The organism is Shewanella sp. 10N.286.51.B2 (genome assembly GCF_041469265.1).
GTDB lineage: Bacteria > Pseudomonadota > Gammaproteobacteria > Enterobacterales > Shewanellaceae > Shewanella.
In genome coordinates this window covers 145,794-158,449 of the sequence record NZ_JBFRKH010000014.1, presented here as the reverse complement: position 1 = coordinate 158,449, position 12,656 = coordinate 145,794, and the positions used below count along the sequence as shown (strand labels likewise).

The 12,656-nt window shown below is 43.6% G+C and carries 15 protein-coding genes; 2 read left to right on the top strand and 13 right to left on the bottom strand.

The genetic code is table 11. From position 1 onward, the window contains the following. Positions 1–419: 419 nt before the first annotated feature. The 13 genes from AB4140_RS04285 to AB4140_RS04225 all read right to left on the bottom strand — a co-directional run bounded on the left by AB4140_RS04285 (position 420) and on the right by AB4140_RS04225 (position 10,836). Positions 420–719, bottom strand: a complete 300-nt coding sequence (locus AB4140_RS04285) for a transposase (protein WP_102440095.1) — start codon at positions 717–719, stop codon at positions 420–422. Between the two features lie 476 nt (positions 720–1,195). Then, on the bottom strand, positions 1,196–2,557 hold the full coding sequence (gene mgtE, locus AB4140_RS04280; protein ID WP_102440096.1) for a magnesium transporter: 1,362 nt from the start codon (positions 2,555–2,557) through the stop codon (positions 1,196–1,198). 198 nt (positions 2,558–2,755) lie between these two features. Further along, a complete protein-coding gene (locus tag AB4140_RS04275; RefSeq protein WP_102440123.1) occupies positions 2,756–3,028 on the bottom strand; it encodes an HPr family phosphocarrier protein in 273 nt (90 codons plus the stop codon). A 25-nt stretch (positions 3,029–3,053) separates the two neighbouring features. Further along, positions 3,054–3,902 (bottom strand): RNase adapter RapZ, encoded by an 849-nt coding sequence (rapZ, locus tag AB4140_RS04270; protein ID WP_102475893.1) that lies wholly within the window; start codon positions 3,900–3,902, stop codon positions 3,054–3,056. Next, the gene (gene ptsN, locus AB4140_RS04265; protein WP_102440098.1) at positions 3,899–4,342 is read right to left on the bottom strand and encodes a PTS IIA-like nitrogen regulatory protein PtsN; all 444 of its coding nucleotides are present in this window, start codon (positions 4,340–4,342) and stop codon (positions 3,899–3,901) included. Before ptsN ends, rapZ begins: the two co-directional genes overlap by 4 nt. 2 nt (positions 4,343–4,344) lie before the next feature. Continuing rightward, complete coding sequence (gene hpf / locus AB4140_RS04260; RefSeq protein ID WP_076539186.1) at positions 4,345–4,632, bottom strand: ribosome hibernation promoting factor; 288 nt, start codon at positions 4,630–4,632, stop codon at positions 4,345–4,347. 23 nt (positions 4,633–4,655) lie between these two features. Continuing rightward, complete coding sequence (locus AB4140_RS04255; protein ID WP_102440099.1) at positions 4,656–6,140, bottom strand: RNA polymerase factor sigma-54; 1,485 nt, start codon at positions 6,138–6,140, stop codon at positions 4,656–4,658. A gap of 134 nt (positions 6,141–6,274) precedes the next feature. After that, positions 6,275–7,006: an LPS export ABC transporter ATP-binding protein gene (gene lptB / locus AB4140_RS04250; RefSeq protein ID WP_076539182.1), complete on the bottom strand. Its 732-nt coding sequence runs from the start codon at positions 7,004–7,006 to the stop codon at positions 6,275–6,277. After that, on the bottom strand, positions 7,006–7,716 hold the full coding sequence (gene lptA, locus AB4140_RS04245) for a lipopolysaccharide transport periplasmic protein LptA (protein ID WP_102440100.1): 711 nt from the start codon (positions 7,714–7,716) through the stop codon (positions 7,006–7,008). Before lptA ends, lptB begins: the two co-directional genes overlap by 1 nt. Beyond that, positions 7,703–8,263: an LPS export ABC transporter periplasmic protein LptC gene (lptC, locus tag AB4140_RS04240; protein WP_102440101.1), complete on the bottom strand. Its 561-nt coding sequence runs from the start codon at positions 8,261–8,263 to the stop codon at positions 7,703–7,705. The genes lptA and lptC overlap by 14 nt, the downstream gene beginning before the upstream one ends. After that, complete coding sequence (kdsC, locus tag AB4140_RS04235; RefSeq protein WP_076539176.1) at positions 8,260–8,826, bottom strand: 3-deoxy-manno-octulosonate-8-phosphatase KdsC; 567 nt, start codon at positions 8,824–8,826, stop codon at positions 8,260–8,262. Before kdsC ends, lptC begins: the two co-directional genes overlap by 4 nt. A gap of 1 nt (position 8,827) precedes the next feature. Continuing rightward, positions 8,828–9,805 (bottom strand): KpsF/GutQ family sugar-phosphate isomerase, encoded by a 978-nt coding sequence (locus AB4140_RS04230; RefSeq protein WP_076539174.1) that lies wholly within the window; start codon positions 9,803–9,805, stop codon positions 8,828–8,830. A 68-nt stretch (positions 9,806–9,873) separates the two neighbouring features. Next, the gene (locus tag AB4140_RS04225) at positions 9,874–10,836 is read right to left on the bottom strand and encodes a calcium/sodium antiporter (RefSeq protein ID WP_102440103.1); all 963 of its coding nucleotides are present in this window, start codon (positions 10,834–10,836) and stop codon (positions 9,874–9,876) included. 183 nt (positions 10,837–11,019) lie between these two features. On the opposite strand from AB4140_RS04225, the gene AB4140_RS04220 reads away from it, so the two are divergent. Together AB4140_RS04220 and mlaE are read left to right on the top strand one after the other, a co-directional pair. Beyond that, positions 11,020–11,847 (top strand): ATP-binding cassette domain-containing protein, encoded by an 828-nt coding sequence (locus tag AB4140_RS04220; protein WP_102440104.1) that lies wholly within the window; start codon positions 11,020–11,022, stop codon positions 11,845–11,847. Next, positions 11,834–12,619, top strand: coding sequence for a lipid asymmetry maintenance ABC transporter permease subunit MlaE (gene mlaE, locus AB4140_RS04215; protein WP_102440105.1), 786 nt, complete (start codon positions 11,834–11,836; stop codon positions 12,617–12,619). Before AB4140_RS04220 ends, mlaE begins: the two co-directional genes overlap by 14 nt. Positions 12,620–12,656 lie beyond the last annotated feature (37 nt).

Sequence of the window (12,656 nt, the reverse complement as noted above, 5' to 3'; positions counted from 1 at the left end):
TCATGGGGGGAATGCAGTCACTGAGCTTGAATAAAATTGACAAGCTTGATTGTTTAAAAGCCTTTATCGTCGGAATATTAGCTTCTTAATAAGTGCACTTGGGGTGGTGCGCTTATCGAATCAAACCTGCCGGAACAGTCTTAAAATCCATTCGTTTCGTATTCACGGGCACCAATGACATCCTTTCATTAGCACCGGCCTTACACTGCCTTTTGGCATTCCTGCGACCTATTATTATTGTTAGTCCCTGTTGCAGGTTTTTAGCTTACATAGCTGCTTTATATCAGCTTTTTATGTAATAAAATTGACAAACCTGAGGGTGAACAGCTCTATATTTTACAATAGATTTGTCGCTAATTAATTGCCGATGGGGGCAGCGTTTAATTCAATCAAGTTTGTCGGAACTGTGTTAATCCCCACTAATTGCTATTAATCGATAACAGCTGCTGATTCAGCTGAGATAACTTAAGTTGTAAGTGAGCTATCTCTGACACTAAAGCGCTTTTCTGTTTAGCTTGTGTACGCTTGCGAGTGGTCACGCCCTCGGCATTAGTTTTTGATGTCATCGCGGTTTCTTTATTTTTAACCCATTGGTAAACCGTTTTTGCTGAGATGCAGTATTGCTTAGCAACATCAGAAATTAATCGATTATGTTGCTTCACTTCAGCGATCACTTGCTGCTGAAAGCTCTCGGGATAAAACTTTGTTTGTGCTGACATATTAGCTCCAAGCATTTAAAAGCGATTAACTTCGTCGGCTTAACGATAAGACTATTCTACTTCCCATAGGCTACAGCCTACATGCTTATAAAAGTGGCACTGATTACGACAAAGATTCAAACATGTGTGTAATAATTTCATCATCGACTCCTGCTGATATTCAAATTTATAAGGCTTAAATTTCTCCACTAAATTGGTCAAATTAAAAGCTACCTCTTTAGTGATACGTAACTCAATGGAATACTTGTGCCAATTATGAAATAAATATTTTACCCTTTTATTACAATGACTTATTTTTTTAAAGTGTTAGCTCTAAAAAGTGGGCGTGAAACATCTTGGTGCAAAAGTACTATTTTGGTGCGAATTGGTTTTAATTGGTAAACAAAAGTAACCATTAAAACTCTATGGTTTTAAGGCACAAAAAAGCGGCAATAAATGCCGCTTTTTATGTTGATGAGAGAGGGGGTTTTACGGCGCTACATTAAGAAAATGGTCGCTAAGCCTAAAAAGGCGAATAAGCCAATCACATCGGTGACTGTGGTTAGTACCATACCGCCAGCCAATGCCGGATCGATATTGAGTTTTTTAAGTATGAGCGGAATACTGGCCCCCGCTAGTCCGGCAACGGTCATGTTAATGAGCATCGCGCCGCCAATGAGACCGCCCAGTGCCATATCACCTTTCCATAGCCACACTGCAAAGAAGACCAGTACCGACCACATGAGGCCATTAAGAAAACCAATGGCTAATTCTTTACCGATAAGCCAACGGGAGTTACTTTGGCCAATATGACCCAAGGCGATACCACGAATAACCAGAGCTAAGGTTTGATTGCCTGCCACACCGCCCATACTAGGGACAATAGTCATTAAAATCGCGATGGTGGCAAATTGCTCTAACGTGCCTTCAAACATATTACTTACTGATGCAGCAAGTAAGGCGGCAAACAAGTTAATGGTAAGCCATAGCGAGCGTCTGAAGGTGCTTTTCATTACGGGGCCAAAGGTATCTTCATCGTCATCCATACCCGCCATCCCCATCATTGAGTGTTCGGCGTCTTCACGAATAACATCGACCACATCATCAATGGTAATACGGCCTAATAATTTTTGCGCTTCATCTACCACTGGGGCCGAAATCCAGTCATGGCGTTCAAATAATTGCGCCACTTCATTATCAGGCATGTCCACAGGGATGCTTTCTAATTCAGGATCCATGATGCTGCGAATGGTTGAATTAGGATCACAAGTGAGTAGATCGGCAAGGCGCACCCCACCAAGCACATGATCGTTGCGATCAACCACATATAAGGTATCTGTGGTATCGGGTAAGTTGCCGCGCTGGCGCAAATAGCGTAATACCACATCAATATTAACGTCAGGACGCAAAGTGACCGTATCAGTATTCATGATACTGCCAGCGGTGTCATCAGGGTATGACAGTGCTTGTTCGACGCGATGGCGGTCTTGACTGCTCATGGATTGCAGTACTTTTTTATAAACAGCATCTGGCAAACTTCTTAAGATGTAAGCCAAGTCATCGGTATCCATCCCAGAGGTGGCTTGGGCTACTTTTTCTGGGGTCATAGCGCTGATGAGTGAATCTTTTAACTCTTCACCGAGTTCTTCTAGGATTTCACCCGCTTGCTCATGATCAATCAGTTGCCATAACACTTGACGAGTTTTCGGCGGTGATGATTCAAGAATTAATGCGACATCGGAGGCGGCCATGTCATGAAGCATATTTCTGACATGAACAAACATACCGCTACCTAATGCTTGTGTAAGCTGATTAAGACGTTGTTCGGTCAGTTCGCTGTCGATGACTTCAATACCCATTGGCTACTCCTGAAAAGACGATGATGAAATGTTAACTTAACTCACCGGAAAGAATGAAGAAATTTCTAATATCTGATGGCTTGATGCGCAATTCATAAATACGCTAATACTGCTTGGTGGTGTGTTGAGTATAGCTAATAAAATAATGGTAAAGGTGAGTCGCTGTGTTTCCTTGGAGATGTTACTGGGCGCAGGCGGTTAGCTTTCTTCGTCAAATTTATCGTTGATTAACTTGCATACGGCCTCAAGGGCTTTTTCTGCATCACGGCCTTGAGCTTCAACAGTAATGATTTTACCAATGCCACTTTCTAACATTAATAACCCCAATACACTGGCAGCACTGGCTTGTTTCTCACCTTGGATAAGGGTGATAGTTGCGTCAAACTCGGTAGCTAAAATTGCCAATTTAGTCGCCGCTCGCGCATGCAAGCCTAGCTTGTTACTGATGGTAATTTGCTTTGAATAGGCCACCGTTTTGGCTGGCGTTGTGGTTAGCTTATTCAATGCCAAGCTCTCTATGGCGGGCGCTGACTTTGTGCTTAGAGTTGTTGAAACGTTTAGCGAGCTGATCGGCAATATAAACCGAACGGTGCTGACCGCCAGTACAACCAATGGCAATGGTCAGGTAGCTGCGGTTATTACGCTCTAAATGTGGCATCCAAGTGTCAAAAAGGTTTTCAATTTGCCAGATAAACTTATTCACCAAAGGCTGTCGCTCTAAGAACTCTTGCACGGGCGCATCTAGGCCTGTGTAGGGCCTTAACTCAAGCTCCCAGTGCGGATTCGGTAAAAAGCGCACATCAAACATAAAGTCTGCTTCAGCCGGCATGCCATGCTTAAAGCCAAATGACTCAAAATGTACCACTAATTCTTTATCAACACTGCCTAGCAAGATTTGCCGAACATGATCGCTCAATTCGTAGATATTAGTTTGCGAGGTGTCGATATAGTGATCAACCATTTTGGCTATGGGTTCGAGTAACCGCCCCTCAAGCTTAATGGCTTCTTGTAACGAAATTTGATTCTTAGACAGTGGGTGTAATCGGCGGGTCTCACTAAAACGCTTCAGTAACACTTTATCGTTGGCGTTTAAAAAGAAACTGGTAATGCTGGTATCGTCAGACAGTAAAGCAATTTGCTCTTTGAGTACTTTGCCTTGCTCTTCGATATTACGCACATCGACGCTAATGGCGACAAGCTCGTTACTATCTTTAAGCTGTTCAAGCAGGCTGCCAATCAGTGGCAGTGGCAGGTTATCAACACAGTAATAACCTAAATCTTCAAGCACTCTCAGTGCGACTGATTTTCCTGAACCTGAACGTCCCGATACGATGACAAGTTTCATGCAGTAATAACCTGATAAAGTTCTGTAGCGTCATGACTCTTTCGAAGTCGTTTAAGTATCAATTTATCACTGAGTTTCTCTGCCATGCTAGATAATGTGCTTAGGTGTTGCTGGCACTGATCTGCAGGTACAAGAAGCGCAAATAAAATATCTACAGGTTGCTTGTCTATGGCATCAAAGGCGATTGGCTCTTCGCATTTGATTAAAATAGCAATGGGTTCTTCGATATTATCTAAGCGCCCATGTGGAATTGCTATGCCATTTCCTATACCTGTACTGCCCATTTTTTCACGCGCTATTAGACTTTCAAAAATAGCCTGTGAAGAAAGGGTTGGGTACTGGGCAGCCATTAAATTGCTGATTAATTCCAGTACCTTTTTCTTACTGCCCGGAGTGGCACAGGTAGTGCACGCCGGCTGCAGGATGGTACGAAGTTCCATCGTTAATGCTTAGTGAGTTTCTCTTTATGTTTAATTACCTGACGGTCTAGCTTATCTATCAGGGCGTCTATTGCCACATACATATCAGCGTTACGCGATACAGCAAACACTTCACCGCCTTTTAGGTGCAGTTTGGCTTCGGCAATCTGTTGTAGCTTTTGAACATCGAGCACAACGTGAACATTATTGATCTGTTCGAAGTGTCGTTCAAGCTTTGAAAATTTTGTTTGCACGTATTCCCGTAAAGATTGAGTTATTTCAATATGGTTTCCAGTCAGGTTAATTTGCATAGGTCATCCTCCAATAACAAAAGTTATAAGCTTTTGCGTTGGTTTGAGGGAGGGATGAGCATTGCCTCTCGATATTTGGCTATCGTACGTCGAGCAACGTTAATCCCTTGTTCAGCCAATAGTGTCGCCATTTTACTATCACTAAGAGGCTTTTTCGGGTTTTCTGCAGCTACGAGCTTTTTAATAAATGCGCGAATTGCTGTAGAAGAGCATTCTCCACCATCATCGGTACTTACATGGCTTGAGAAAAAATATTTTAGTTCAAAAAGTCCACGGGGGGTATGCATGTATTTTTGGGTCGTGACCCGTGAAATGGTCGACTCGTGCATTTCAACCGCTTCAGCAATATCATTGAGCACCATCGGCTTCATGGCTTCTTCACCGAACTCAAAGAAACCTTGCTGAAATTGTACGATACAGTTAGCCACTTTTAGTAAGGTTTCATTACGGCTATCGATGCTTTTGATAAACCATTTGGCTTCTTGTAAATGACCACGAATAAATTGGCTGTCAGCTTGGCTTGAACCGCCTTTGGCCATAGCTGCATATTGCTGATTAACGCCAATTTTAGGCATGTTATCGGGATTTAGCTCGACCACCCAGCGACCATTCTTTTTAAGTACAGTAACATCAGGAATGACGTACTCATCTTTAATGGGGGTAATTTGCAAGCCTGGACGTGGATTGAGCGTTTGAATAAATTCAATGGCTTCACGTAAATCATCTTCTTTAAGCTTGGTTTTACGCATCAGTAACCTAAAGTCACGACCGGCGATTAAATCAAGATGATCTTTAATCAGTAACTTAACATTATCTATGCAAGGAATTTCATTAGGGTATTGGCCTAATTGAATTAATAGACACTCACTTAAATCTCGCGCTGCAATGCCGACGGGATCGAAGTGTTGTACCCGTTTAAGTACAGCTTCAACTTCATCGAGTTCGATATCGTCAGTGCCTAAGGATTGCAAAATGTCTTCAACGCTCTGGGTGAGGTAACCGCGCTCATCAATGGCATCAATAATGGCGGTTGCAATCACCAAGTCATTTTCAGAAAAGGGAGTGAGGTTTTTTTGCCATTCAAGATGCTCATACAAGCCTTCACTGGTTTCGCCTTGAAACGGCATATCATTACCGCTCGATACTGCGCCAGAGCCAGAAGTCGGCGAGGCGGTATACACCTCATCCCATGTGGTATCCATAGGGAGTTCTTCAGGCATAGAATCTTTAGTGAGCGATTCAGTGGTATCAACCGTTGAGGTGTCTTTTTCTATGGTGACTTGGCTATTATCACTAAAATCGGTGTCAGTTTGCAGGGCGTTTTCTTTTACGGGCTCTTTGGCTTTAGTGAATTCGTCTTCAAGCTCTAATAGCGGGTTTGAATCAAGTGCTTGTTGAATTTCTTGCTGTAGCTCCAATGAGGAAAGTTGCAATAAGCGAATCGCTTGTTGCAACTGTGGGGTCATGGTTAAGTGTTGACCCATTTTGAGTTGGAGTGAGGCTTTCATGTACCGCTTGTCCCTAATTGAATTACATCATCGCGACGAACAGTGTGGGCGCTAGTTTATGATCCTAGAAAAATAGACTAGATTAAGGTTTGTTGTTGGCCGCGAATGCCATACTAAAAACTGAATAGTGCTAACTATAGCTTGAATTGTTCACCTAAGTATACCGACCTAACTTGCTGATTGACTAAGATCTCAGCAGGTGTTCCTTCAGCAATCAAGTTTCCGTGACTCACAATATATGCTCGCTCACACACATCAAGTGTTTCACGGACATTATGGTCGGTAATTAGCACCCCTAAACCACGGCTTTTAAGTTGTTGAATAATTTTCTTGATGTCGATTACTGAGATAGGATCTACCCCTGCAAAAGGTTCATCTAATAAAATAAACTTAGGATTTGCCGCTAATGCGCGTGCAATTTCAACTCGGCGACGCTCACCTCCCGATAACGCCATACCTTGGCTATCACGGATATGAGTTATGTTAAATTCTTCTAATAAATGTTCCAGTTCTTCAATGCGCTGCTCATTTGATAAGCTTTTGCGAGTTTGAAGCACTGCCATTATATTATCGTGTACTGTGAGCTTACGAAAAATACTGGCTTCTTGAGGTAAGTAGCCAATGCCTTTTCGGGCGCGCAAATGCATTGGATCTGCGGTTAAATCATCTTCATCGATCAGAATGCGGCCCTTATCACTTTTGACTAGGCCTACGACCATATAAAAGGTGGTGGTTTTACCCGCACCATTAGGGCCAAGTAAGCCAACAATTTGGCCGGTTTTTACCGTCAGGCTGACATCTTTTACTACCTGGCGACTTTTATAACTCTTAGCGAGATTTTCAGCGGTTAACGTAATTTGGGTCATTAGTCATTTTGCTCAGCTGCTGGGGCTGACAATGTCGCCTGCGCCTCAGCGTTAAGTGATTCAGTTACTTCGGGTGTTTCAGTTGAGTTCACAGCCTCTACAGCAGATAAATTGTTGTTTTCAATTATAGCTGGTGGCGTGTCATCACCGGGTTTAGCGCTGTCTGGTAAATGTGGTTGCTCATCTTTTTTCTTTTCAGAATCAATCAAGTCTGGGTGACTTTCTGGTTGAAAAATAGTGATAACCCGATCTTCACCAGTACCGGTGCTTTCAGCAATTAACTGCTGCTTTTCAATGTTGTAGCTAATTAGGTTACCAGTAACCTGGCTGCCAGCTTGGTCCAATTTAGCATTACCCGTTAAGGTTAAAATGCTAGTGGCAAGCTCATATTTAATTTCATCGGCACTGGCAGTACCAATACGGCCATCATCTAACTCTTGGGAAAATGTCGCAGGGTTACCTGTGGCAACCATGGTTTTTTGGGTGCCGCTTTCGGTGCCAAATGCGCGTAATTCGTCGGCATTAATGTTAATCGACCCTTGAGTCACATTAACTGGGCCATAGAAGATGACCTGATTGTTTTTTATGTCAGCTTTTTGGCTCACAGCTGCGACTTTAAGCTCTTGCTGTAAATCGCCTTCTTTTGCATAGGCGCTGGCAATACTGACTACACTGAGTAGTGAGGCAATCAAAAGTTTACTTTGCTTCATACGTTCCTTCTACTTGACTTAAAAGTTCAAGTTCTTGAGCATTTAAATCAGCATACAGGCCTAAACCTTGTATATTAAAATCTGACCCAGTAACAAAAATTTGTCTATCTGAGGTCAAAATCATGGTGTTCATATCGAGTGCCAACATGGTGGTTGTCAAAGATTGTAATGGCTCGTCGATGTTTATTGCATCAATAATAACATTATTTTCTAAAACTACTTTGCCTGTTTCATTATTCAGCTTGCCTAAATCTGCGCTTAATTGCCATTCGGCTTCACCATTTTCAGGATAAATAAGGTAGACAGGCTCAGTAAACATGGTTTCATTACTTTGCTGAAAGTGCTCCATGTATTTCGCTGAGACTCGGCTTTGCACTAAACCTTGCTCATTAAATTCAGTGGTGCGTAAGTCATTGGCGATAAAATCAGGGCGAGCAGGGGCAGGCAATTTACTTGCCTCCATCTGACTACGTTTAATTTGTACTTGCCAATAAAGGACTAAGGCTGCGCCAAAAAATCCGATAATAGCGAAGGTCACTCGGCTCATATACTCATTCCGTGGGCATTTTCAAACTTATCTTGGCTAAGTAATAGCAAATCGGTGAGTTCACGTAATGCGCCATTTCCGCCGTTAATGGTGGTGGTCATATGGCAATGTTGTTTAACATAAGGATGGCCATCAGCCACACAAACTGCAAGGCCAACCTGTTTCATCACAGGTAAGTCAACCATGTCATCACCAATATAGGCGACTTCATCTGGGCTAACGCCATAGGTATCTAACAGGCTTTGGTAAGGCACTAGTTTATCATCAACACCTTGATAAATATGAGTGACACCTAAAGCGGTCATTCTATTTTCCACAATGGCAGATTTACGCCCGGTTATCACAGCAACATGAATATTACTGGTTAAAATAGAGCGAATGCCATAACCATCACGGGTATGAAATGCTTTTAACTCTTCCCCTGCATTACTTAAATAAATACGGCCATCGGAAAATACCCCATCGACATCGCAAATAAGCAGCTTAATTTTTTTGGCTTTTTGCCAAACATCATCAGAGATTGGGCCGTAAAAACCTTGGTGCAGTGTTTCGTGTAATGACATGTTAAATGACTCCAGCTTTAACCATATCGAGCATGTTAAGTGCGCCGACTGGGCGTTGGTTCTCGTCTACGACAATTAAACCGTTAATACTTTTTTCTTCCATAATCTGTAATGCTTGCGCGGCTAAAATACCTGGGCTGATGGTAATGCAGTTGGTTGTCATTACATCGGCAATAGCGGTAGTACGCAGGTTCACTTCAGCATCGATGACGCGGCGTAAATCACCGTCAGTAAAGATCCCGACTAGCTTGTCTGCATTATCGATCACTGCAGTCATACCTAAACCTTTATTTGAGATCTCATATAGGGTTTCAGTAATGCAGAGCTCACTTTTCACCTGTGGAATATCAGCGCCTTTGTGCATTACATCGCTGACTTTAAGTAATAGTTTACGACCTAAAGATCCACCAGGGTGGGATAGGGCGAAATCATCACGGGTAAAGCCTTTCGCTTGCAATAATGCTACGGCCAAGGCGTCACCCATCACCAAGGTTGCGGTAGTGCTTGATGTTGGTGCTAGCCCTAATGGGCAGGCCTCTTCAGGCACTTCAATACATAAATGCAGTTTAGATAGCTTGGCCATATTGGATTCTGGTTTACCCGTAATCGCGATTACCGGGACCCCCATGCGCTGTATAACGGGCATTAAGGTGAGAATTTCACTGGCTTCACCAGAATTTGATATGGCTAAAATAATATCATTTTTTGCCAGAGCGCCTAAGTCGCCATGGCTTGCTTCGCCAGGGTGAACAAAAAATGCAGGCGTGCCTGTGCTGGCGAGTGTGGCAGAAATCTTATTGCCAATGTGGCCAGATTTGCCCATGCCCATGACAATGACTTTGCCTTTACATTCTAAAATGAGTTCACAGGCTTGGCCAAACTCGTCTGAGTCTACATATTGATAAAGGTTATCTAATGCTGCCTTTTCAATATCAATGACTTGACGACCCCATTGGCGCAATTGTGTTTGTTCTGTCATATGTATCTCTCTATTGTCCAAAGCGATTTCGGGTTACGCTTTGGTGAGTCACACATCTTTATGCCCCATTATTGTGATTGAAATAAGACAACTTGGTACGCAATAAAGACGATTAATAAAAGGGCTCCATGCCAGCGAGTAAGCTGCTTTTTAGCGCCACTCGATAATACCAGTACTGCTAATGCGGTGCTGGTTGCTAGTACCATGTAAAAATCTCGACCGCTTGCATTTATGTCGATTTCACCTGGGGCAATCAGCCCTGGAATGGCCAGCACTGCTAAAATATTAAAAATGTTTGAGCCAACAATATTACCAATCGCGAGGTCGTCTTCTTTTTTTAGGACGCCAGCGATGCATGCTGCTAGTTCCGGTAAACTGGTGCCAATGGCAATAATGGTCAAGCCGATGACCAGATCTGACAAGCCAAATGTCTTGGCAATGCCTACCGCGCCAGTCACCATCCAGTCTGCCGAGAGTGGCAATAACACCATACCAACAATGATCCAGATAATAGCATGTAATGTGGGTACATTTTTAGGGATCTCTGCGTCAGACTCATCAGCTAGGACATCTTTTTTCTTATTTCGCATCGCGCTCCAAATGAAATAGCCCATCAAGGCGAAAAATGCGATTAATAATACCCCACCTTCAACACGGGTGAGCATGCCGTCGTGAATAAGGTAGCCAGCTAATACGGTTGCCGCAATCATGATTGGAATTTCACGCTTTAAGGTTTCTGAGCGAACTGAAATAGCCCCAAACAATGCGGTAACCCCTAATATCAAGGTGATGTTAGCCACGTTTGAGCCGAGCACGTTACCAATTGCAGTATCGCTCATGCCTTCCATTGATGCGGTGGCAGCAACCAGCATTTCTGGCGCTGAGCTGCCCATGGCCACAATGGTTAAACCGATTAACATTGGTGGCAGGCCTAAGTTTCTAGCAAAGGCGGCTGCTCCGTAAACAAAGCGATCTGCGCTCCAAACTAATGCGCCCAATCCGACGATGAGCATCATGATATTAAAAAGCATCTTGTTCCAATTATTTGAGTTATGGCGATATTTTTGTCAGATATTAACAAAAATCGTCGCTATTGCGAAAATTGTTAGGGATTGTAACGCATGGTGATTGATTTGTTGTAGGTTCTTACACAATTTCGTACACTTCAGCTCTACATCTCGTTCTCTAGGAAGGCTATTATTTCCTCTATAGACATGTCTACTCCAAGTTTAGAGCCCACTAGGTCAGCCCTTGTAGAAGTTAAGAACATGGGCTTTAGCCGAGGGACTAAGGTTATCTTTGATGATATCAGTCTCAGCATTCCAACTGGCAAAGTGACCGCCATTATGGGGCCAAGTGGCATAGGTAAAACCACCTTACTTAAACTTATCGGCGGTCAATTAACCCCTGATAGTGGTGAGGTGCTTTTTGCTGGGCAAAACATTCACCAACTGAAGCGGCAACAATTATTTGAGCAGCGAAAGCGCATGAGTATGTTGTTTCAAAGTGGGGCGCTTTTTACCGATATGAATGTGTTTGATAATGTGGCGTTTGCCCTGCGTGAGCACTCAGGGTTAGCTGAAACTATTATTCGTAAGATTGTGTTGATGAAGCTGCAAGCCGTGGGGCTGCGGGGCGCCGCTCTGATGATGCCCAATGAGTTATCCGGCGGCATGCAGCGCCGAGTTGCATTGGCGCGGGCGATAGCACTTGAGCCTGAAATGATTTTGTATGACGAGCCTTTCGCCGGTCAAGATCCTATTTCGATGGCGGTGCTGGTGAAATTGATTGGCGAATTATCTGAAACATTGAGGCTGACTTCGGTGGTCGTGTCCCACGATGTGGATGCAGTATTGAGTATTGCCGACTATGTTTATGTTATCGCCGAGAAAAAAGTAATCGCTTCAGGCACGCCTGCTGAATTACGGGCTTCAACCAATCCACAAATTGAGCAATTTATTCATGGAGCACCCGATGGGCCGGTGGCTTTTCATTATCCAGCTGAAGACTATCAACAGGAGATGTTAAGTGGACGTGATTAACTTTATCAGTAATATTGGCCGCTTTGCTTTGGATTTTATTTCAGGTCTAGGCCGAGCAGGGCTGATGTTATGGGGCGCTATTGCCCGTTGGCCGAATGTTAAAAAAGATATTGGCTTAATCACCAAGCAAGTTTATGTGTTGGGTGTTCGCTCCATGGTGATCATCATAGTCTCTGGCCTGTTCATCGGTATGGTGCTGGCATTACAAGCTTATACGGTACTGGCTGATTTTGGCACGGTCGAAAGCCTAGGGCCCATGGTGGCATTGAGCTTATTAAGAGAGCTTGGTCCTGTGGTTGCGGCATTACTTTTTGCCGGGCGCGCAGGCTCGGCATTAACCGCTGAAATTGGCTTAATGAAGTCAACCGAGCAGTTATCAAGCTTAGAGATGATGGCGGTTGACCCTTTACACCAAATCATAGCGCCACGTTTTTGGGCGGGGGTTATCACCCTGCCATTATTAGTGATGATGTTTTGTCTTGTTGGCATTATCGGCGGTCATTTAGTGGGAGTTGAATGGAAAGGCATTGATAGCGGCTCTTTTTGGTCAATTCTGCAAGCATCGGTTGAGTGGCGCCAAGATATTGTAAATTGTTTAATCAAAAGTGTGCTTTTTGGCGTAGTGGTAACCTGGATATCTTTATATCGTGGTTATGAAGTCATTCCCAACCCCGAAGGCATTAGCCGAGCGACCACATCCACTGTGGTTCAGGCGAGTTTAGCAGTGTTAGCGCTCGATTTTTTACTGACAGCGATTATGTTCGGCAATTGATGTTAACTGCTGAGTGTTAGCGGGAGGTAAGTTGGGT

What these genes read in the sequence shown, in the direction of transcription:
- kdsC (WP_076539176.1), bottom strand. Translation starts at nt 8,826, where the DNA reads ATGTCATTACACGAAACACTGCACCAAGGTTTTTACGGCCCAATCTCT.
- lptC (WP_102440101.1), bottom strand. Translation starts at nt 8,263, where the DNA reads ATGAGCCGAGTGACCTTCGCTATTATCGGATTTTTTGGCGCAGCCTTA.
- ptsN (WP_102440098.1), bottom strand. Translation starts at nt 4,342, where the DNA reads ATGGAACTTCGTACCATCCTGCAGCCGGCGTGCACTACCTGTGCCACT.
- AB4140_RS04285 (WP_102440095.1), bottom strand. Translation starts at nt 719, where the DNA reads ATGTCAGCACAAACAAAGTTTTATCCCGAGAGCTTTCAGCAGCAAGTG.
- AB4140_RS04230 (WP_076539174.1), bottom strand. Translation starts at nt 9,805, where the DNA reads ATGACAGAACAAACACAATTGCGCCAATGGGGTCGTCAAGTCATTGAT.
- lptB (WP_076539182.1), bottom strand. Translation starts at nt 7,006, where the DNA reads ATGACCCAAATTACGTTAACCGCTGAAAATCTCGCTAAGAGTTATAAA.
- AB4140_RS04255 (WP_102440099.1), bottom strand. Translation starts at nt 6,140, where the DNA reads ATGAAAGCCTCACTCCAACTCAAAATGGGTCAACACTTAACCATGACC.
- lptA (WP_102440100.1), bottom strand. Translation starts at nt 7,716, where the DNA reads ATGAAGCAAAGTAAACTTTTGATTGCCTCACTACTCAGTGTAGTCAGT.
- mgtE (WP_102440096.1), bottom strand. Translation starts at nt 2,557, where the DNA reads ATGGGTATTGAAGTCATCGACAGCGAACTGACCGAACAACGTCTTAAT.
- AB4140_RS04220 (WP_102440104.1), top strand. Translation starts at nt 11,020, where the DNA reads ATGTCTACTCCAAGTTTAGAGCCCACTAGGTCAGCCCTTGTAGAAGTT.
- AB4140_RS04225 (WP_102440103.1), bottom strand. Translation starts at nt 10,836, where the DNA reads ATGCTTTTTAATATCATGATGCTCATCGTCGGATTGGGCGCATTAGTT.
- hpf (WP_076539186.1), bottom strand. Translation starts at nt 4,632, where the DNA reads ATGCAAATTAACCTGACTGGAAACCATATTGAAATAACTCAATCTTTA.
- rapZ (WP_102475893.1), bottom strand. Translation starts at nt 3,902, where the DNA reads ATGAAACTTGTCATCGTATCGGGACGTTCAGGTTCAGGAAAATCAGTC.